General features: G+C 41.5%; 24 protein-coding genes. 10 read left to right on the top strand and 14 right to left on the bottom strand.

Annotated elements, in window-relative coordinates; all coding sequences use genetic code 11:
• Nucleotides 1–94: 94 nt before the first annotated feature.
• The gene (locus V7K85_RS03345; protein WP_334811231.1) at nucleotides 95–319 is read right to left on the bottom strand and encodes a DUF433 domain-containing protein; all 225 of its coding nucleotides are present in this window, start codon (nucleotides 317–319) and stop codon (nucleotides 95–97) included.
• A gap of 9 nt (nucleotides 320–328) precedes the next feature.
• On the opposite strand from V7K85_RS03345, the gene V7K85_RS03340 reads away from it, so the two are divergent.
• The 6 genes from V7K85_RS03340 to V7K85_RS03315 all read left to right on the top strand — a co-directional run bounded on the left by V7K85_RS03340 (nucleotide 329) and on the right by V7K85_RS03315 (nucleotide 1,609).
• Nucleotides 329–595 (top strand): papain fold toxin domain-containing protein, encoded by a 267-nt coding sequence (locus V7K85_RS03340; protein WP_334811229.1) that lies wholly within the window; start codon nucleotides 329–331, stop codon nucleotides 593–595.
• Nucleotides 588–767 carry a hypothetical protein gene (locus tag V7K85_RS03335; RefSeq protein WP_334811228.1) on the top strand — a complete coding sequence of 60 codons (180 nt, stop codon included), beginning with the start codon at nucleotides 588–590 and terminating at the stop codon, nucleotides 765–767. The genes V7K85_RS03340 and V7K85_RS03335 overlap by 8 nt, the downstream gene beginning before the upstream one ends.
• A gap of 12 nt (nucleotides 768–779) precedes the next feature.
• A complete protein-coding gene (locus V7K85_RS03330; RefSeq protein WP_334811227.1) occupies nucleotides 780–953 on the top strand; it encodes a hypothetical protein in 174 nt (57 codons plus the stop codon).
• Between the two features lie 123 nt (nucleotides 954–1,076).
• The gene (locus tag V7K85_RS03325; RefSeq protein ID WP_334811226.1) at nucleotides 1,077–1,262 is read left to right on the top strand and encodes a hypothetical protein; all 186 of its coding nucleotides are present in this window, start codon (nucleotides 1,077–1,079) and stop codon (nucleotides 1,260–1,262) included.
• Nucleotides 1,243–1,446: a type II toxin-antitoxin system PemK/MazF family toxin gene (locus V7K85_RS03320; protein ID WP_334811225.1), complete on the top strand. Its 204-nt coding sequence runs from the start codon at nucleotides 1,243–1,245 to the stop codon at nucleotides 1,444–1,446. Before V7K85_RS03325 ends, V7K85_RS03320 begins: the two co-directional genes overlap by 20 nt.
• Nucleotides 1,439–1,609, top strand: a complete 171-nt coding sequence (locus V7K85_RS03315) for a type II toxin-antitoxin system PemK/MazF family toxin (RefSeq protein ID WP_334811224.1) — start codon at nucleotides 1,439–1,441, stop codon at nucleotides 1,607–1,609. The genes V7K85_RS03320 and V7K85_RS03315 overlap by 8 nt, the downstream gene beginning before the upstream one ends.
• 68 nt (nucleotides 1,610–1,677) lie before the next feature.
• Here V7K85_RS03315 and aroH read toward each other — a convergent pair whose 3' ends face one another.
• From aroH to V7K85_RS03300, 3 genes are all read right to left on the bottom strand, one after another.
• Nucleotides 1,678–2,091 (bottom strand): chorismate mutase, encoded by a 414-nt coding sequence (aroH, locus tag V7K85_RS03310; protein ID WP_334811223.1) that lies wholly within the window; start codon nucleotides 2,089–2,091, stop codon nucleotides 1,678–1,680.
• 103 nt (nucleotides 2,092–2,194) lie between these two features.
• Nucleotides 2,195–3,016 carry a signal peptide peptidase SppA gene (sppA, locus tag V7K85_RS03305; RefSeq protein WP_334811222.1) on the bottom strand — a complete coding sequence of 274 codons (822 nt, stop codon included), beginning with the start codon at nucleotides 3,014–3,016 and terminating at the stop codon, nucleotides 2,195–2,197.
• Between the two features lie 711 nt (nucleotides 3,017–3,727).
• The gene (locus tag V7K85_RS03300; protein ID WP_334811220.1) at nucleotides 3,728–4,024 is read right to left on the bottom strand and encodes a hypothetical protein; all 297 of its coding nucleotides are present in this window, start codon (nucleotides 4,022–4,024) and stop codon (nucleotides 3,728–3,730) included.
• 440 nt (nucleotides 4,025–4,464) lie between these two features.
• On the opposite strand from V7K85_RS03300, the gene V7K85_RS03295 reads away from it, so the two are divergent.
• From V7K85_RS03295 to plsY, 4 genes are all read left to right on the top strand, one after another.
• Complete coding sequence (locus V7K85_RS03295) at nucleotides 4,465–5,259, top strand: MlaE family lipid ABC transporter permease subunit (RefSeq protein WP_334811219.1); 795 nt, start codon at nucleotides 4,465–4,467, stop codon at nucleotides 5,257–5,259.
• A gap of 99 nt (nucleotides 5,260–5,358) precedes the next feature.
• A complete protein-coding gene (locus tag V7K85_RS03290) occupies nucleotides 5,359–5,745 on the top strand; it encodes a DUF3119 family protein (RefSeq protein WP_334811218.1) in 387 nt (128 codons plus the stop codon).
• A gap of 247 nt (nucleotides 5,746–5,992) precedes the next feature.
• On the top strand, nucleotides 5,993–7,267 hold the full coding sequence (locus V7K85_RS03285; protein ID WP_334811217.1) for a DUF3086 domain-containing protein: 1,275 nt from the start codon (nucleotides 5,993–5,995) through the stop codon (nucleotides 7,265–7,267).
• Between the two features lie 93 nt (nucleotides 7,268–7,360).
• The gene (gene plsY, locus V7K85_RS03280; protein WP_334811216.1) at nucleotides 7,361–8,038 is read left to right on the top strand and encodes a glycerol-3-phosphate 1-O-acyltransferase PlsY; all 678 of its coding nucleotides are present in this window, start codon (nucleotides 7,361–7,363) and stop codon (nucleotides 8,036–8,038) included.
• Between the two features lie 63 nt (nucleotides 8,039–8,101).
• On the opposite strand, the gene V7K85_RS03275 is transcribed toward plsY, so the two are convergent.
• The 10 genes from V7K85_RS03275 to V7K85_RS03230 form a co-directional block, all read right to left on the bottom strand.
• Entirely contained in the window at nucleotides 8,102–8,359 is a 258-nt protein-coding gene (locus V7K85_RS03275) for a hypothetical protein (RefSeq protein WP_334811215.1), read from the bottom strand.
• Between the two features lie 63 nt (nucleotides 8,360–8,422).
• Nucleotides 8,423–8,662, bottom strand: a complete 240-nt coding sequence (locus tag V7K85_RS03270) for a hypothetical protein (RefSeq protein ID WP_334811214.1) — start codon at nucleotides 8,660–8,662, stop codon at nucleotides 8,423–8,425.
• A gap of 353 nt (nucleotides 8,663–9,015) precedes the next feature.
• Nucleotides 9,016–9,588 carry a hypothetical protein gene (locus V7K85_RS03265; protein ID WP_334811213.1) on the bottom strand — a complete coding sequence of 191 codons (573 nt, stop codon included), beginning with the start codon at nucleotides 9,586–9,588 and terminating at the stop codon, nucleotides 9,016–9,018.
• A gap of 125 nt (nucleotides 9,589–9,713) precedes the next feature.
• Nucleotides 9,714–11,312: a hypothetical protein gene (locus V7K85_RS03260; RefSeq protein WP_334811212.1), complete on the bottom strand. Its 1,599-nt coding sequence runs from the start codon at nucleotides 11,310–11,312 to the stop codon at nucleotides 9,714–9,716.
• Complete coding sequence (locus V7K85_RS03255; RefSeq protein WP_334811211.1) at nucleotides 11,309–12,013, bottom strand: hypothetical protein; 705 nt, start codon at nucleotides 12,011–12,013, stop codon at nucleotides 11,309–11,311. The genes V7K85_RS03260 and V7K85_RS03255 overlap by 4 nt, the downstream gene beginning before the upstream one ends.
• 47 nt (nucleotides 12,014–12,060) lie before the next feature.
• Entirely contained in the window at nucleotides 12,061–12,888 is an 828-nt protein-coding gene (locus V7K85_RS03250; RefSeq protein WP_334811210.1) for a hypothetical protein, read from the bottom strand.
• Nucleotides 12,889–12,998: 110 nt separating this feature from the next.
• Nucleotides 12,999–14,060 carry a hypothetical protein gene (locus tag V7K85_RS03245; RefSeq protein ID WP_334811209.1) on the bottom strand — a complete coding sequence of 354 codons (1,062 nt, stop codon included), beginning with the start codon at nucleotides 14,058–14,060 and terminating at the stop codon, nucleotides 12,999–13,001.
• 667 nt (nucleotides 14,061–14,727) lie between these two features.
• A complete protein-coding gene (locus V7K85_RS03240) occupies nucleotides 14,728–15,585 on the bottom strand; it encodes a hypothetical protein (RefSeq protein WP_334811208.1) in 858 nt (285 codons plus the stop codon).
• Nucleotides 15,586–15,695: 110 nt separating this feature from the next.
• A complete protein-coding gene (locus tag V7K85_RS03235; protein ID WP_334811207.1) occupies nucleotides 15,696–18,443 on the bottom strand; it encodes a hypothetical protein in 2,748 nt (915 codons plus the stop codon).
• A complete protein-coding gene (locus tag V7K85_RS03230) occupies nucleotides 18,397–18,768 on the bottom strand; it encodes a hypothetical protein (RefSeq protein ID WP_334811206.1) in 372 nt (123 codons plus the stop codon). Before V7K85_RS03230 ends, V7K85_RS03235 begins: the two co-directional genes overlap by 47 nt.
• Nucleotide 18,769 lies beyond the last annotated feature (1 nt).

The following is an 18,769-nucleotide window of genomic DNA, read 5'->3' as shown; positions in this document are numbered from 1 at the left end:
CAGGATGCTTTAAGGCTGACAAGATAATATTTTTAACCTCTAATTCCTTTTGATTTGCGTTCTCTCATATCGCTTTTAGTCTAAACTCCAGTCATCAAGCAGAATTCGCATAGGCGGTTAGCATTTCCTTCGCTAATTCGAGAGCGGCGATTGCTTGCTCACGGCTGACACTGGGAAAGTGATCTAGAAATTCATCCAGTGAGTCACCTGCTTCTAAATAATCGAGCAAGGTTTTTATCGGCACACGAGTAGCAACAAAAACAGGCGTTCCCCCCAATATATAGGGATCGCTATGAACAACACGTGATGTGGATGTCATATAGTTAGCTTGTCAGCCACAGACTACTTTTTGATCGTAGCTTTTGCTGTTTGGAAAATCTACCGTGAACGCCTCCGACAAAACATTTCCATTAATGGACGACATGAAGCGATCGCCGTTGAAATTGATGGACAAAAACTCATCTTTGACAACATCCACCCTGAAGGCATTTCCAGAGTAGACTGGATCAATAACCTATACTGCCCTGCCCAAGATTTAGGCGGCAATTTCCAAATTACCAAAACCGACTTTTCAGCTAGAGAGATAGATGGTTGATTTATATGACCTAATCCACAATATACGGAAACGTCCTGCCATGTATTTGGGACGAACTTCCATATCCAATCTTCGCACTTTTCTGGCAGGTTACTGCTTTGCCCGTCGCCAGATAGGAATCCCTCAAACATCACAAGAACAGCAATTTTCCAAATTTCAAACTTGGATTTAGCAGAAATTCAATTTGGCTACCAATCAGACTTGGGATCAGATTATTCTATTTTTCTCCCAAGATGAACACACTGCCTTAGAGCCGTTTTTCAAACTGTTTGACGAATTTATCCAAACAGAACATCCCAAAGAACTTCAAGCGAATACAACGAATAACTTGATAGTGGTTTTAGAGACTCAAGAGTGAAAAAGACCACTTTAGAAGCTAACTAGCGACACTGGTATCCAAGAGGAAGCTTAATATTGAAACACTATTCAAAGTTAGCTTAAACATAGAAGCAAATACAATATCTTGTTATAGAAACTTGAAATGGATGCTTTAGTCCAAGAACTCGACACAAAACTACGCCAATGGCAACCTGACATTGCTCAACAAGTGCGGCAATGCCTTGCAGAGATTATTGAACTGGCAGATCAGGATGCTCTAGATATTCTTCGTTCGAGAGTAGTTGAACAAGAAGTATTGGATTTGATTGATGAACCTGAAATCTGGTGAAGTGTGGCTAGCCGATTTAGGACTTACAGCCAAGACGCGCCCTGTTGTCGTTGTGTCTCGCTATGACCCTACACCGCCCCGCGCTTTAGTTGTCTATGTACCAGTAACTACGCAAAATCGGGGTAGTGCATACGAAGTTGAACTGCCTGCATTACGGTTTTTACGACAAGGCTCTGTTGGCTAATGTTCAAAGTATAGGTTCAATTCCTGCTGCAAGACTGGAGCGTAAACTGGGCGAACTGCCAGATGAAACATTACTCAAAATCAAACAAGCTTTGATGTTTGCTCTGGATTTGGAAATTGAGGAACAGCAGGACGATTCAAAAGATGTGGATACCACTTTATAATAGACGCGATCGCCTACAGATAGCCTCAAAGCGTCAAATTACATCAGGCTTTTGTTAATCTGAGTATTTTACACTTTTGACTTAACTGCTGGCTGTGATGTTTGTAATGACTGGGGCAAACTCCAGTCGGGACGCAAGTTAGCAGCGTTGCGTAAATAAATATGATGAATTGAGGCAGAGGCTGGCAGGTAGGCGTGGATTAGGAGCCGAATGCAGCGCTGTAAGCTGCCTTCGACGTGCATTTGCTGCACATCCAACATGGCCACATTATCCCAACCAGGACGCGCTCTGGCGATCGCAGCTGGAAAAATAGCATCTAAATCGCGTGTGACTGAGAAAGTCACACTAATCATGTCCCTCGGCTGGAATTGATTCCGGTTTTCCAGTTCATCTAGTAGTTCTGTCACCACCTGTCGCATTGCCTCAACGGTATTTTCTGAAACGGTTGTTGCTCCGCGAATAGCCCGCATTTGCCACTCCACGTCAAAATCCTCCTTAAAACAGAAAAGTGAGGAGTTAGGAGTTAAGAACGAGAAGTTAAGATTTTTAACTCATAACTCCTCACTCATAACTCCTAACTCATAACTAGGGTCGATACAACCATAACGGTAAACCACTGGTAGAGATTTCAAATTCCAGCCAATCAATACCAGCCCCAATTCCTGATGAAAACTGACGACTCCCTGGTAGAAGGCGACTCAATAAGGGTTTACGTTCTTCTAGGGTATAGCAGAGAGTTTTTTCTGGATCAAGTCCGACCAGTTCTGCTGTCCAGCGGCGGGCATCTTCTTCTGTGCCCAAGCGGTCTACAACACCCAACTCTAGGGCTTGCTGTCCAGTAAAAATCCGACCATCGGCAAAACTTTTCACAGTTTCTACTGCTAAAGAACGACCATCAGCTACCGTTTGGACAAACTGCTGATAACTTGTGTCAATCAAATCTTGCAAGATGTTTGCTTCTGGTTGAGTCAGTTCCCGGTCAAAAGCCAAAATGTCTTTGTAAGGGCCAGACTTAATTACCATGAAGGAAACACCGATTTTTTCTAGCAAGCGTTCCAAGTTATTCCCACGCAAAATCACACCAATACTACCCGTAATCGTACCTGGGTTTGCTACGATGTGTTCGGCTCCCATGCCGATGTAGACTCCTCCAGAAGCCGAAATATTGCCAAAGCTAGCGACGATTTTAATTTTTTCGCGCAAACGCTTTAGGGCGCTGTAGATTTCTTGAGAATCTCCGACTGTACCGCCAGGACTATCGATACGTAGCAATAATGCCGGAAACTTTTTTTCCTCTACAGTTTTCAGGGCTTCTAGGACGCGTTTGCGAGTAGCACCGGCGATCGCACCAGTAATTTCAATTCGCGCAATTTGTTTTCTAAACTTGGGCTTAAACGGCCAAATCATGAGCTGTCAACATACCTCGTAATAACCTCAATATAAGATGCCCAGCGGTCAGACGACCTGCTTTGCTCTGTTAAGAAACATGAGCAGGCATTGTGCTTATCAGGATTTTAAGGAAATTTTTATATTTTGCAGAGAGTTTTATTTGATATTCTCAATGAATGCTAATCAATTCCTTAAAGATTGCAGCTAACACAAAATGCCAATCTCTAGTTTAGCGTCCAACGTGATGATTTTGTACAGACGATTTTAGCTGTTTTGCGAAATTCAAAATTCCAAAACCCTTGCTATTTTACCTTTATGACCTTTTGAGAAGGGGTTTGCTACAGTCGCGCATAGCATTAGTACCGCAAGGCGGAAGTCAAAAGTCACTTGTACTGAGCGTAGCCGTAAAGCCTGCGGCATAGCTACGCTTAGGGCGCAGCCTCTCGTAGAGAAGTAAAAGTCAAAAGGATCATGGAATAAGCTCTTTAGGGCTTTTCAATGGTCTGCTTATTTACGCAGTGCTGTACTAGTCATTAGTAATTAATAACTAATAAATAATGAATAATAAGTATTTAATTAATAATTTTGAGACGCAATTTAATTAATAAAAATTCATTCAGCAATACTAATCCCTATTTAGGTTAAGACTAGTAGTACTTTCACTTTTGGAAATATTACTTTTCCTCTCTTGTACAGCCCATGAGAACCTGACGAAGCTATTTCCACTACTTATGAATCTATTCGTAAAATTTGACACCGATAATAGACGTACATGTCAAACAGTGCCCCGACGAAAGTACAGGTCAAGCTAATTACAAATAATCCGCGTAGGGGAGTTCCAGTGCCAAAGGTGGCAAGAAAATGCATAATCTGAGTAGCGATCGCCTCAGTTAACTCTTGTAAGCCAGGGAAGTGACCGATGAGGAATAGAAGGAGCAATCCGCCGCCAACTAGGAACATGGGAGCGACAAAACTAAAAATAATCGTCAGTAGTAGGGAGCGGAGAAAGTTAGTGAAAATAGTCATTTAGGACAAACTCCGTGAGTAGAGATGACAATAGCTGGATAGCGGTTTGTCATTTTCTACAATACGTGCGATCGCTTGTGAGCAGACAATCTGTCAAAAATCTTAAGTTTTCATTAAAAGAAACGGCTACCAGTTACAGCACATGCTGATGATATCAAAAATGACTTAAATCTACAAAACCCTTGCAAATTCAAGATTATAGCCAAGGTTAGTACCTATTTATTGCTTTGTAGTACGTTTAATAACAGCTTCATTTTCTGAGAGCATCTTTAATCTAAGTTAATGTTCAGTTTCTTAGGGGAGTAGGGAGTGGGAAAGAAGAAGCAGGGGAGCAGAAGGGAAAAAGGTAATTTTTCATTGTCCCCATTCCCTATTCCCCATTCCCTATTTCCAATGACTTCCGCTATTCTTAAGGCAGTTACCGAGTTAGCTACAGAACATTGAACCAGATTACATCCAAATCCAGTTTAGGAGAATGGAGTCAGCGGCTGCTAGCAGCGATTTTTCTAGGTGGGCAAGTACTAGTTCACCTATTGAAGGGCAAAATCAATCGGCGCAACACCTTGGAACAAATGGCAGCAGTTGGGCCAGATTCCCTATTTATTGCCCTATTGACGGCTATTTCCGTTGGCGCAGTGTTTACCATTCAGGTGGCGCGGGAATTTATCAACTTTGGCGCAGGAAACGTTATTGGCGGAGTGCTTTCCATAGCGTTGACACGAGAACTAGCTCCTGTGTTGACAGGAGTGGTTTTGGCGGGGCGAGTCGGTTCTGCCTTTGCAGCAGAAATCGGTACCATGCGGGTGACAGAACAAATCGATGCCATGTTGATGTTAAGAACAGATCCAATCGATTACCTAGTTATCCCCCGCGTCCTTGCTTGCTGTTTAATGCTACCAATTTTAACCCTCCTGTCTTTGGTAACAGGGATGTTAGGGGGATTAATAATTGCGACAAATATCTACAACCTGTCTGATACGGTATTTCTAGACTCAGCCCGTAACTTTCTTGGGATCTGGGATATTTTTAGCGCCATGATTAAGGCGTGTTGCTTTGGCATTTTAATCGCCGTAATTGGTTGCAGTTGGGGGTTGACGACAACAGGAGGAGCCAAAGGTGTAGGACAGTCAACCACAACTGCTGTTGTGACTGCCTTGCTGATTATATTTGTTAGCAATTTCTTTCTTTCTTGGTTAATGTTTCAGGGGACTGGCAGTGCATTCCTAGGCCTATAAAACTGATGAGTTAGGAGTTAAGAGTTAGGAGTTTTAACTCATAACTCCTAACTCATAAAATAGGAAAGATGCCTACTAAATAAAGCAGGATTTAAGACTGTGACCAGTTCATTTGCTTCTAACTCCACATCAACTGTGGAACTCAAGCCTAGTTACAATATACCTATAGTGTTAGTAATTACCGCTATTCCACTACTGTTGGTACAACCGTGGGTAGGCTTTGTTTTCACACTGTTTGGTTTGTTTCTCATGTTTCAGGCGTTAACGCTGCGTTTACAATTTACTGCCACCGATTTAGATATTTACAGAGGCGAAAAATTGATTCGGCGCTTTCCCTATCAGGAATGGCAAAACTGGCGGATATTTTGGAATGGAGTCCCCATCCTGTTTTACTTTAAAGAAATTAAAAGTATTCACTTTTTGCCGATTTTATTTGACCCCAACACCTTGAAAACTTGCTTAGAACAACGCTGTCCGCGTATTTAGTGCTGAGTGCCATCTGTGCTGAGTCGTTTTGATCTAGACTCATAACGAGCACGAGAAGTAAGAACGGCGGCTTGCTCCGTTGGCGCAGCCCGCCGTAGTCATCAGAAGTTCGGTGGTCAATCTGAACTTCTCCTAAGAGGAGACGCCAAGGGCGAACGAGAACTTATGACTCAGGACTTTTAAGGCAGGTCAATTGTAATATTTCTGAAAGCTATTTATTCGCGTCATAGGAATTACACTATTGTTTATGAACCCAGAGGCATCTCAAACCCCAGAACCAATTGATGAGCGGTTGGCAGAAAAACAAGAACAGAATAATGCAGTTGAACGTCCAGTAAATTCATCTGTTGAGTCAGTGGTAGAAACAGAAGCCATTAGCTCATCAGAAGACTACGCAACTTTTGAGCCACTCATCTCCAATGCAGAAGTGGTAGATTCTACAGTAGAGTTAACAGAAAATTCAAATGGCGAATTTGTAGGGCAGTTAGAAGCGGAAAATGTCGCACTGGGGTCAGAAATAGGAGCAGGAAATCATTCATTATATGCACAAGCAGAGCAGCGAGTAGCAGAGTTGCAGAGCGCTGAAGCTGCCCTCAAGGAAGAAATAGCCAAGCTGCAAGCTTCTTACAAAAACCTTCAGTCACAAGTGACTGAAACTCAAACCTCACTGGGACGACTTGTGCAAGAGTCGCTGGTGCAGTTAGAACAACGCAAACAAGCACTGCAAATTTCTGTAGAACAGCTAGAACGCCGTCAAGAACGTATTCGCAACGAGATGCGAACCACTTTTGCTGGAGCATCCCAAGACTTGGCAATTCGGGTGCAGGGTTTTAAAGACTATCTTACAGGTAGTTTACAGGATTTGGCCGCTGCCGCTGAACAGTTGCAACTGACACCAAGTGTGGTGGAACGCGAAAAACCATCTGTAAAAGAGGCAAAACCAGTTGAACCCCAACCTGGAATACCCCAATTTGCCCAACAGCAGTTTCAAGATACTACAAAGCAAATTCGCCGCCTAATTGACCAATACCGCAATAAACCAGATTACTACGGGCCAGCGTGGCAACTACGCCGTACCTTTGAACCAATCCACGCAGAACGAGTCTCCAACTGGTTTTTTACCCAAGGGGGACGGGGTGGTTTGCGGACAATGGGTAGCCGTTTGCAGAATATCTTAATTGCCTCAGCCGCAATTTCGATATTACACAAGCTGTATGGCGATCGCGTTCGTACTTTAGTCTTAGCTAATACACCGGAGCGATTAGGTGAATGGCGGCGCGGCTTGCAAGACTGTCTGGGAATCGGTCGCCCAGATTTCGGACCAGACCGAGGTGTGGTATTATTTGAAGCATCTGATGCTCTGGCTCAAAAAGCAGACCGATTGACGAAAGCCAATCAACTACCCTTAATTATCATTGATGATTCCGAAGAGCAAATCAGTTTGTCACTGCTGCAATTTCCCCTGTGGTTAGCCTTTGCTCCTGACCCCAAAACAGTGAGAAACTATGATGATGACTTTTAAATAAGTCATAAGTCATTAGTCATTAATCATTAGTCATTGGTCAAGAGTAATACCTCTTGACTTTTTTAAATTTTGGATTTTAAATTGTTTATTATGGCTATTTGGTTAACTGGATGTGGGGCAATTGTCGTCATAGCTTACCTGCTGGGTTCTTTTCCCACTGGCTACATTGCTGTGAAGCAGTTAAAAGGTATTGATATTCGGGAAGTTGGTTCAGGTTCCACTGGCGCAACTAATGTACTAAGAACCTTGGGGAAAGGGCCAGGAGCATTGGTTTTAGTACTTGATTCCTTAAAAGGAGTATTAGCGATCGCTCTAGTTTACTGGTTGTTCCATTTTGCACCCAGTCAAAATATTATCCCCCCAACGGTAGATGCACAAGTGTGGCAATCCTGGTTAGTAACTTTAGTTGGGTTAGCTGCCATCCTGGGACATAGTAAATCAATTTTTTTAGGCTTTACTGGTGGTAAATCTGTTGCTATCAGCTTGGGAATTTTGTTGGCAATGAGTTGGCAGGTAGGTTTAGCAACAGCAGGTGTGTTTGCCGTGGTTGTAGCGATATCGCGGATTGTCTCTTTGAGTTCAATTGCAGGTGCGATCGCTGTTTCCATTTTCATGATACTTTTGCATCAACCGTTACCCTATATTCTGTTTGGGATTGCCGGTGGATTATATGTGATTTTGCGCCATCGCACTAATATTGAACGACTGCTTGCGGGAACGGAGCCAAAAATTGGGCAAAATGTAGCGACACCAGAACAAACTGCATAACTGCATAATTGTCCAACCGCAAATAGATATATTTTTTGCCCCCGTGCTTCAGCCGGGGCTGACTTACGAATTAACGTTGCCTTTAATTAAGCGGTGGAAAAGGCGGCAAGGCCACAAAAAAGCTCCACAGATACTTACTGAGGCGATGGCAACCACAACTCGCCAACTTGAACTACGCCCAGTGGCAGAATCTGAAGGATGAGCTTGTGTACTTTTAGCTAGTTCTGGCACTGAATGAGATAGCTGACTGGCTGTACTCACCCCTTCAATCGCTGCTCCAATTAGATAAGCTACCAGGGCAATTACTAGCCAGTGATTCATAATATTCCACTGTTTGAACTCTGAGCGTATGCTTGGCAGTGAGCAATCATTTGATTTTTCGTACTAATGATTGCCGCCTTGCCCGAAGGATAATCGACCTTCAGCCGTATCGCGAATCAGGGGCAGTTTAGATTTTATATAAGTATTCAGGGTGCTATCTGCCTGAGCATCAAGCCCTTGGTTAACTTTTAACTGTTGGAGGAGCAATTGTACTAAAGCAGCATCGTCAAACTGGAGCAGGGTGCTGACCTGGGTAGATTCGATTACAGCCCAGAGCTGTTGCATCATTTTAGCACTCACCATGAGTCTGTAACCTCTTAAGCTTTTCTTTATATTTACACGAATTTGGAATTTGTAGTTAGTTTTGATCTAAAGATTTATAAAGATGTCGGCTGAAAATGCCTGAGTAAGCCAATATGGTTAAGTTATGGGGTTTTATCAATTGATTGAACTACAGCACTCTCTACTCCCTATCCTAACCGTACTCTATAAAGAAAAAACTGCTGAAAGACTTAGATGCTCCCTAACCCTCCTTTCTCAGGAGAGAATTAGAGCAAGGCTCTTGAAAAGCTACAATGCAGATATACGTAAGCATCAGCGCTTTTTATGGAGGGAAACTTCAGTCGTCTTCGCTGTCGGGTACTTTTGCTAGAAGTTTATTGTGAAACTCTCGCACAAGCTCCTTCTTGACCAGAAGGATCGGCAAAAACTGCTAAAGTGTGATATTCCGGGTTATCTGTTTTATATATCACTCGAAAAGTATATAACCTATTTCTACCTTGTCCTTCGGTAACAACTGTTAAAAGTGTATTGCTAGTGGGAGGAAGCCCAGGAATATTCAGTTTTTGAATTCGTCTGAGTTGAATTACATTCGCTGAGGAGTTTTTACAATCTCCTCCACCACTATTAGAGTCTTGACCAAACTGCATACATACTGGGCCATCAAAGTCTATAGTTACCTGTGATGGATCGTTTAACCAAACTTTTTTAATTACTTCTCCAGCCGGAATAAAGCTTAAGTTTGTTCCTTCTTGATACCAAACGTCGATCGTAGGTATTGCTCCCCCTAAACCCTGTGCTTGACAGGAAAATATGGAACGCAGAACAGCGTTATTAGCACCAGCGCGGCCTACCAACAAGAACATAGCAACCGAGAAAATTAAGGAAGCTATAGGTAGGAAATAATAATTCTTTGAGGTATTTCCTGACAAGTTAGTATTATTTTTCATGGTTGCAAATGGGGTAGATTGGTAGATAGAATAAGGGGAGATGGGAAAGATGGAAGGAAAACTAATTACCAATTACCATTACCCAATCCAAAATATAAAATTGGTATAAATCTTATCTCCTAAAACTAAATTGGTTGATTAACGTATAATTCAACAGTTGTGCCGGCTTTCATAAACCAAACATTAGTTTGTTGTGACATTTGGGCGATCGCTTGTTGATTACGTTGGGCAATTTGGGGTACTACAGAGTTCAAACCACCTTCCACAACTCCAGCGGCAAGGTTGCGTCTGGGCTCAGTGATAGTAGTAATGTAGCCGCTGTTAGTGGTCGTGGTGTTGGTGGTACCGTTGGCATCGGTAACTGGAGAAACTGCTTGGAGATGAGTATCAGGGAGATTTACTAACTCTGCTGCTTTAGCAAGACCTCCCAAAACGAATAGTCCTGCATCCATCGATGCTATGGACGAACTTTGACTGGGAAATTTATTTGCGACTAAAGGTTTCCCTTGGGCACCGCGAAGAGTAATTGCATTGTTGGGTAAGCTTTGTTCGGTAGGGTTGCCATTATTTGGCGAGATAAGCTTAGTCACGTTCATCTGCATAAGACCTTGTTCGTTAATGGAACTAATTTCAGCTAGGAACTCGGTATTTGCAGGTATAACGGTAGTACCATCCTTAGATTTTAGTGCTTCTTGCGATTTGATCACAAATACGTTTTTCCCTTGGTCTGCTTCATCACCACCGCCTGACTTAGTAGTAGTTTCCCCAAATATCGCTGTTGCTAACACAGCTTTAGCACTAGTCCCTACTGCTAAAGATTTCTGTCCCACAGGTTGCGCTTGACTCACCTCAGGAGCAGGAGTTTCCGGTTGTGGTGTCTTTTGTTGCTGTGGCTGCGGATTGTTTGCAGGTTCAGGAGCTGCTGCTATGTTATTAGATTGATTCGTAGCATCTACTTGACCATAGCTACCTAACTTTGCTAACCTTCTCCACTCTTGTAATGGGCTTGGTGGAGATGCTGGATTTATATTTACCACAGTCTGAGGTTGAGTGTTTTGCTTCACAACTGGTAGTTGGGGCGATGGCACAGGTTGAGAAGCAGGTACTTTAACGATGCGCTCAACTGTCACTGTTCGGGGTACGTAAGCTGTTGGTGGTGGGGGTATTGGGATCACTCTTTCTGTACCTCTGGAAGAAACTGACGGTTCTTTTAAGACTACTGTCGGCGTTGATTTGGCAGTTCTGAGCTGTTGTTGGGCGGCTTTCACCATCTCTGCTTGTTCAGTCAGAGCTAATTTAGTTTTCAGAGTATCTACTTCGCCTGCTAACTGTTGTGAGCTAGATTGATTAGTTGGCTGCTCAGGCACTTGTGGGGAAACAATATTTTTTGGTTTTTGATTGCTGCCACCCATCAACTGGGACAAAAACACACCACCCACCAAAACCATCGCTAAGGTAGCAGCCCCTACCAAGCCTAACTTTGCAAAGGGATTAGATGACAGAGCTTGCTTAGTCTGAACTTCTTGTGGTTGAGAAAGTGACTCTTGCGGCGTTGCAAAGTCTTCTGAACCTTGGGTATCGGTAGAAGATTCTTCTTCAAAGCCGACCAACCTTGACATCCGAGATTCCCAATCAAAAGATTCTACATCTTGTTGGTAAGCATCGGTGGTTAGAGTAAATCCATTTTGAGGAGGTGTTTCCGCAGGAATTGAGTATTTAGTCATGGTAAAGCTTGGTTGGGATTTACAGAACAATTTTTATCTTGGATATCACATACATTATAAATTTCTAGTCTGGCTTCACCAAGGCGGTAAGCTGCAAGATGCGACGGTAGTGGTGCATTTGGTAGGGAAGTTGCGGGTTCATCTATTGCTCTAACTAAAACTTGTTTATTAAAGGAAGTTGATTTTCCCAACCTATCATAACCGCTAAACACTAATTGATTAGCAAGCATCTCTACTTTCCACTTTCCATTACCTATTTCTGTAGGTTGAGAAATTTTTTGGATTACTAATACATTCTCTGCTCCTCTATTAACATTTTCAAATTGGCTATCTGGGTTTAAATTGGTAATTTCCGACTTAAGTTTTTGTTTAAAATTATCAGCTACCAGTTGGGAGGTAATTTCCCAGACTTGTGTTGGCGGCTGTTGATCTGACCAGGTAAGCATTAAGCTCATAGTTTCACCCACAAAGCGCCGAATAGCCTCTGGCTCTCGCTCTAAATTTGGTTGGGGGTCTACAGTTATAGTGCGACCATCAACAAGTTGCACTAAGGTTTGAGGTGTAAGTTGCCGACCTAACTGTTGTAACATTGACCCGTTAAATATTAATAGAAGCAGGGTAAATACATGTAAACCAAATGTTCCTACTGCCAACAGTGGCAATGGGTTATTTTTCCTATTTTCTGGTTTGAGTATTTGCATTAATAATTGATTATATAAATTGAATTATGAGCCAGTGAATGAGAAATCTATTGTCTGATAAAGCTATCAGATGTTTGTCCTGCCCCGCATTGTGTTAATCTATTTTGATTAAGGTTGTTGTTGCCATCTAGCAAACATAAGTTACGAATTTCATAAATTTCTAATCTATCAGCGCGGACACTATAAATTGCTTTTTGCAGGTCTGTGCTATTGTCCGGTTGGGGATTACCGAAATAATCTGCTGCACGTACAAGGAAATCTTTGTTAAAAGGAGTGATGAGTTTTGCACCACCAACTCGGTTTTTTTGAATTAAGTCGGCTACCATACCCACTTGCCACTTTCCTGGTGCAATTTGTTTTGGCGGATAAACCCGCTTAATAACTAATTGCGATGTCATAACAAGGCTGGGATTTTCAGAGAAAACTTCTGGCGGTGTCATTTCTGCAACTGTGCTTAAGAAACCTTTGCGAAAGTCTTCGGATAAGGCGAAACTTGCTATCCAACTGCTGGTACTAACTTTTTGGCTACCACCTTGAGGTGTCGGAATAAGAATTCCTAAATCAGGTTTGGGGTTTGCAACTTCTTCGATATTTTGTGGTGGTAAGGTTCCAGACCAGGTAAACATTGATATCATCGTTTTGCTGATGAATTGGCGAATTGCTTCTGGTTCTCTTGCTAAATCATCAATATTAGCTGCTGGTTGACCGTCTATTAATTGCACAAAGTTGGGAGGTTTTCTCAGACCGAGTTGGCGAATATTTAGCCCTTGAAATAAGAATAAAAGTAAAACTATTATATGTAAACTGAAGGTTGCGATCGCAAAAATTGTCAAAACACTTGCTATTGATTGTCTTTTTTCCAGTAAACGCACCATTTACTCACCTCTTATGCAAAAAAATTTCAGCTATTTTATATAAATTCTCATTTGCATATAATTCTGCAATTACGACACTTGCCAAAATTTTATTTTTAATTTTGAATTTCCTATATCCTTTCCTTTACTAAAGAAGCCGTATTGCTGATCGCACTGAAGACTGCAAAACCGCCAGCAGCAGCCACAAGCAACGATAAAATTGGTGCTAAAATTCCCAGAAAAATTATGAACCACATTAAGTCTGGATCAGCATTAGCATTTTGGCCTGGCCCATTTACAATAACTGCGGCAGTCAGCACAGCAATAATATTGAATGAAATTTTGGCGATTCCAATAGATAAAAATCCGGTCACCCATGCAAAAATTGGTTTACCAGCTACAGGCAGTAAAGACCCACCTACGGCTATTGGTCCTAAAACCGCTATCAGTAACATAGTAGCTTCTATCAAATTTTGGAAGGCATATTGTAAGGAAATTAAAAAGTTTTTGATGCTTGTTTGCACTGTAGAGCCTAATAAAGAATTAAATGAGATTTCTGATATAAAGCCTTTGTTATATCTAATATTATCTAACTTAGTTTGTAGCCTATTTATCCAAATTTTCCTTCCGTATGTATTTCTATATTTCTGCAAGAGAATGTTGACTTTCTCGGCAGCGCTGACAAAGCATTGACTTTGTTGAGCGCCAGTTAGCGATTGGCAAGGACGCAAAAAAGAGCCAGTTACTTCTTCAGCAACACTCATATTCAGTGCTTGTTGGTACATTTTACCCGCATCTGCTGATACTACTACTTGCTGATTCACAGTGTTTAAAAAATCCCTGACTCCCAGTGTCAGATTAGAAAGGATACTTCCCTTCCCTGAATTACTTAAGAGGATCACCACCACAAAAGGCCAGATTAAAGCTGATATTGGACGACTATATTCGTAGGATATTAAGTCTTTGAGGAATTGTATCATAAAAAATAACAGGGTTCCTACCGCAAAAAAAATACCCAGATTTGTCAGCGCTCCATACAAGTTATTAGTGGTATTATTTTGTAATAAATCCAGCCATTGTTTATTCCAACCATCAGCAATACTTAGAGAAGTTGCGGCACCATTATTGAGAACCTCATCAATGCCTACTTGGGCACCTACTTGGGCAAAAATTAGTTGAATAGCAAGTTGCATTTTGAGTTGATGGGCTGTTTTTTTTAGATTTCGTAGGGTGCGTTACGTTCCTAACGCACCATTCAGGATGCTTTCGGTGCGTTACGCTGTCGCTGACGCACCCTAGCAAACTGTTTTTTAGACCTCTTGTTAGTTTGTAAGAAGTTTAGAGGATGTTTTAAAAGTCCTCTTAATTGGTAGCAAAACATTCTAGAACCACCTAAGTACCCCGATAAATTGGGGGACTTTGATTTCAGTTCCCCCTTTAAAAAGGCTTGTCATTACTAACCTTTTTTTGTAACAGTCAAAGTGTAGCACTTTCTCACATCCCGCCCAGAACTTAAGTTTTGGGCTAATAGCTCAAGTCCACTTAAGTGGACTGAAATTTTCGCTTTCACAAGGTCTAGCCATCTACATCGCTTAAAATATTGTATTTAGTCCTCTTGAGAGGACTTTAGCTATTAGCTTTGGAATTTATTCCTAAGCGGGATAGCAACGAAGCAAGTGATTGAAAAGATGTGGGTAACGACAAGCCTTAAAATGCTTGCTCTTAGAGTTACTTTCCCCCCTTAAAAAGGGGGTTATAGGGGAGCAATAAATGCCTCAAATCACAGCCAAGCACTTTTCAAACTAGCTCTTAAGGATTTTAACAAATATATGGAAAATTAGAGTTTTTTATCATAAAATCCTACTTCCCAACTTTTCGGCCAAACAAATCTAGTTGAGAAGTAGCTCGTAAAAGCCGCGCCGCTTCTGTAGATGTATCTACTCTCCGAGCGCGATTTGCCTCTTCTGCCTGCTGAGAAATATTTGCTAAATTTAAATTAGAATATTGTAAAAACTGATTTGTTTGTATTGTCTGAGCAAATGTTTCACCTAGAATTTGTGATTGTGCCTGTTGAATCTTAATACTTTGCAATTGAGTAGCACCTATTAATTCTGATAAAGCCGAAATAGCACCAGTAGTTGCAATATCTCCAGCAGTAGCAGCTACTGGTTTAGTATTAAGTAAAGGAATGGACTTGCGAACATTTTCAATAAATCCTCTGCTCCCTACATCCGCCTGGTCGCTAAGATCGGCAATTTCTTTTAGTGTGTTTTCAGTATTTTCTAACTTTACCTGTGTCCGATTTTGTCCATCTTTACCAAGAATAGCTTCCGCTACTCCACGAGTAATAAAACGATTGAGTTCATTACTAACTAAATTTGCCCGTACTGCTGGATTATTTTCAAAGCGGCTTGCATTAGATTGTGAACGATAAGATTCGTTGATAATGTTATCACGAACCTTTTGTCCCGCATCGACGGGGTTAGGTATCTTCAATTCTGTATTTCCCTTGGCACTATCAAGAGCATTTCGGCTTTGTGTTTCTACAGGGTTTAAGTTTTCGCTCAGATTATTTTGAAAGTATTTTCCCATATCTGTGGAATATAATTTAAAATTAGTCCAAACCTCGCCTAATCCCGATCCAAGTTGAACTTGTGCCATTGCTGGTAGGATTGCCAGGGATAGCAACGTCAGAGTAAAAATGGTAGTTTTTCGCATACATCTGTGCCTGAAAAAGGTAGACGAAATTAAGCAATAAGTTAAAAATTTAGCTTTTTAACTATGATTTATAACTTTTTTAATCACTGTTAACTACTTACATAACCTAATTAACTACTACGTAAAGTAGCCACTAACTGACGTGCAAATGCAGAAATTGCTTCATATTTATCACTGTGAAGTTGCATCATTTTACTGCGTGCAGTTTGTTCAGAAGGGTTATTAGCAACTGCTGCCAATTGTTCGTAACCTGGATAATAACGACAGAATGTATAAATACCGTTATCATCTAACAACCATTGGCTATAAACTGCTTCTTTCCGGGGAAAAAAGCTTTCTGAGGCATTACGAGCAATAATGTTCCGGGGATATTTTAAGATATCTGCAAAACTATCAACTGCAACTGGCTGAATGCGTCCAATCAATCGTGTTGTCAGGTTTTGCAAAATCTTAGATGCAGCTTTAGATTTGGCAATAGTATCAGGATCTTGTCCTGATAAAATGACTCTAATGCCGGCTTTAGCGCCGTTAGCACAAATTCTGCCAACTAAGTCAGAAATTTGCTCGAATTCAAATAAAATTGGCGCTTCATCGATAAAAAATATGGAAGCTGGACTACTTAATGCGCGTCGTAATGCTGCTGAATAGGCACTCAAGGATAGTACGGCTGCATCTTCACTATCTGATAGGTTTCTGAGAGCAAAAACTAAAAGTTGAGCATCGGTGGGAAAGCTAGATGGTGCAGAAATGGCTTGCCCCACTCGGCTAGAAAGCCAAAACCGCAAGCGTAGCTGAATTTGACTGAGGGCGTCTTCTACTCTGCCAGTTAAAGTACTTAGCTGCAAGTGTTCTGCTGAACAGAAATACAGAAAATCTTTTAAGGTAGGGGTTTTCAGCCAAGCCTGAGTGCCAAATCCCCCCGCCATCGCCTGTATATATCGCTGTTTTATACCCTCATCAGCAAAGAAGGCTTCTAAAGCTAAGTTGAGCAGCGATCGCACGGTTTGGGATAAAATTTGACTTTCAGTGGATGATCCTAAAACCATTGTCATTAAAGCTGATTCTAGGAAGGCGGTATAATCGTTAAAGCGATCGCGCTGTTGTTCTGGTTCTAGCGATCGTAAGTCTGGCTGTTCAAATAAGTTATTCGATTGTTTGGAGATATCAAAATAGGCTCCATTCCCCTCCATAAACTCTGTGTAGTCAGTGAAAGTAGATGTGCCATCAGGTTTGGGGAAATCTAACGCCACTACAGGAATGCCATGCGCCAAAGCCTGAGTTAAAATCCCTGATACCAACACCGATTTACCAGCACGAGTTGTGGCAAACAAAGCTAAATTTTTGTGTTGATTAAACAAATCTAAATGTACGGGTGTTCCGCCTTCTTCAGCAATCAACTCAAAGCCTTGTCTATCACCCCGTTTAGTTAAAACTAAAGGCATTAATCCGGGAACTTCACTTGTTAAATATAGCTGGCGACGATTGAAGGGTGTTGCTAACAAACCCTCCCAAACTATCGGTAGAGTTTGCAGCCAAATTTTCCAGGCGTACTCAGTTTCCCTAATTAGTCTTGCTGGACGTTGAAAACAGTTTTCTATATATCTTGTTGCCTCATCTAATTTATCGACAGTTGGACGATGCACCAAAATAGCGATGCTCGTATAAATCGGGACTGCACCTTCAAATAATTGTTCTTGTGCTGCTACCGATTTCTTCAACTTTAATTGAGCGTTGACATCAATAGTTTTACTTTTTTCTTGAGCCATGATTGTCGTCATGTTTGACTGTTTCAGCACTCGTTGCAAAGTAGTTTTCACCACTGCTGGATTTGCCGCCGTCAACTCACAAAAAATCTCTGTATCTACTATTCTTTCTCTGGCCAATAGATCCCATAAATAGCGCAGTTGGGAAGATTTATTTGGCCAACCTCCGGGTTTTTCCAGAAATGATAGTACGCCAATATAACGATTGTTAACATTAACCCAGCGGCGATCGGCACAAGGTATGCTAGACTCCATCAGCAAAGTTGTGCCGTGGATATTATCTACGAGCAATTTAGTACTAGCTAAATCGGAATTCACTTGCTCGTGCAGTCCTTGTTCATCCAAAGTCATCAACTGGGGAACCTGTATTGGCTGCGTGTCATTAAACCTTTTCCATATCTCCTCCCAAAGTTCATCAGCTTTTAAAGGCTTGACATCCAATCCCATTTGGTTAGATAAAATTTGTTCCCAGCGAAGAAAACCCTGTTTATAAGCATTTGTAATCAGGGTTTCAATGCGTTGGTTTTCTACTTCTGAGAGATCCCCTTTGAATTTCAACCACCAAGATTCAGCTTTGACTAAAAGCTTCTCTATCCAATCATCTGCATGTTGCGAGTTAGATTCAATGGTGTAAGTGACATAAATCCGCAAAAACTTTGGCTTACGAATACCAGAAATAGTCAGTTCTTTGACTCTAGCTCTTTCCGCCATCAACAAATATTTGATATCTCGTGATGGCGCATTTCTTATTAGTGATGCTAATTCTTTTTGGCGCTCCTTGTCTGAACTAAAAGATCCCAAATGCAGTGTCATTCTTTCACCGCTAGGGATGTCTTTCAATCCGGCTTCAATATTATTAAAAAGTGTATCAATTTGTTCTGGTCTTAATGTGGGATGAATTCCCTTACAGTCAAAACCAAAAACAAAGCAAAACCGATCTCTTTGGGTGCCTTTTGTCAAAAGATAAGCGCCAATATCACGTCCATTCATTGCGACACGTAGCATTGTCGCCAAGTGTAAGGCATCTTCAAATGGTGTTAATCTACTTTCATTTCCGGCGACGCTGACGCTTTGTTTTCCGATTTTTTGCTTCATTGTTAACTTCCAATAAGCTTTGATAACGAGCAAAGCCTCTTGTCCAAGCGGGAACGCCAATAAATTTACTTAAAAAACTCCAACTCCTACCACCAGTTAAAATCCACCAAGTTCCTATTCCCCAACCAGTCATTAGTATTGTCCACAACCATTTTTGAAACTCTTCTTGGAAAATCCCCCCAAAAATTCCATTGATAATAAAGTAGGAGGCTAGGGCAATTACTGTCCAAGGAAGAATTTGATCGGCAGGGATTGGCCCTAATGAAGGTTGACTTCCCAGAACCTGATTGACTGGACGAAATTCTTGTTCCCGCTCTTGAGACATT

The organism is Nostoc sp. (assembly GCF_036917615.1).
In the GTDB taxonomy this organism is placed as follows: domain Bacteria; phylum Cyanobacteriota; class Cyanobacteriia; order Cyanobacteriales; family Nostocaceae; genus Nostoc.
Note: the sequence above shows the minus strand (reverse complement) of the source record. Positions and strands in the feature narration are given on the sequence as shown.

What these genes read in the sequence shown, in the direction of transcription:
- V7K85_RS03345 (WP_334811231.1), bottom strand. Translation starts at nt 319, where the DNA reads ATGACATCCACATCACGTGTTGTTCATAGCGATCCCTATATATTGGGG.
- V7K85_RS03335 (WP_334811228.1), top strand. Translation starts at nt 588, where the DNA reads ATGGTTGATTTATATGACCTAATCCACAATATACGGAAACGTCCTGCC.
- V7K85_RS03325 (WP_334811226.1), top strand. Translation starts at nt 1,077, where the DNA reads ATGGATGCTTTAGTCCAAGAACTCGACACAAAACTACGCCAATGGCAA.
- V7K85_RS03320 (WP_334811225.1), top strand. Translation starts at nt 1,243, where the DNA reads ATGAACCTGAAATCTGGTGAAGTGTGGCTAGCCGATTTAGGACTTACA.
- sppA (WP_334811222.1), bottom strand. Translation starts at nt 3,016, where the DNA reads ATGATTTGGCCGTTTAAGCCCAAGTTTAGAAAACAAATTGCGCGAATT.
- V7K85_RS03300 (WP_334811220.1), bottom strand. Translation starts at nt 4,024, where the DNA reads ATGACTATTTTCACTAACTTTCTCCGCTCCCTACTACTGACGATTATT.
- V7K85_RS03285 (WP_334811217.1), top strand. Translation starts at nt 5,993, where the DNA reads ATGAACCCAGAGGCATCTCAAACCCCAGAACCAATTGATGAGCGGTTG.
- plsY (WP_334811216.1), top strand. Translation starts at nt 7,361, where the DNA reads ATGGCTATTTGGTTAACTGGATGTGGGGCAATTGTCGTCATAGCTTAC.
- V7K85_RS03275 (WP_334811215.1), bottom strand. Translation starts at nt 8,359, where the DNA reads ATGAATCACTGGCTAGTAATTGCCCTGGTAGCTTATCTAATTGGAGCA.
- V7K85_RS03270 (WP_334811214.1), bottom strand. Translation starts at nt 8,662, where the DNA reads ATGGTGAGTGCTAAAATGATGCAACAGCTCTGGGCTGTAATCGAATCT.
- V7K85_RS03265 (WP_334811213.1), bottom strand. Translation starts at nt 9,588, where the DNA reads ATGAAAAATAATACTAACTTGTCAGGAAATACCTCAAAGAATTATTAT.
- V7K85_RS03260 (WP_334811212.1), bottom strand. Translation starts at nt 11,312, where the DNA reads ATGACTAAATACTCAATTCCTGCGGAAACACCTCCTCAAAATGGATTT.
- V7K85_RS03255 (WP_334811211.1), bottom strand. Translation starts at nt 12,013, where the DNA reads ATGCAAATACTCAAACCAGAAAATAGGAAAAATAACCCATTGCCACTG.
- V7K85_RS03250 (WP_334811210.1), bottom strand. Translation starts at nt 12,888, where the DNA reads ATGGTGCGTTTACTGGAAAAAAGACAATCAATAGCAAGTGTTTTGACA.
- V7K85_RS03245 (WP_334811209.1), bottom strand. Translation starts at nt 14,060, where the DNA reads ATGCAACTTGCTATTCAACTAATTTTTGCCCAAGTAGGTGCCCAAGTA.
- V7K85_RS03240 (WP_334811208.1), bottom strand. Translation starts at nt 15,585, where the DNA reads ATGCGAAAAACTACCATTTTTACTCTGACGTTGCTATCCCTGGCAATC.
- V7K85_RS03235 (WP_334811207.1), bottom strand. Translation starts at nt 18,443, where the DNA reads ATGAAGCAAAAAATCGGAAAACAAAGCGTCAGCGTCGCCGGAAATGAA.
- V7K85_RS03230 (WP_334811206.1), bottom strand. Translation starts at nt 18,768, where the DNA reads ATGTCTCAAGAGCGGGAACAAGAATTTCGTCCAGTCAATCAGGTTCTG.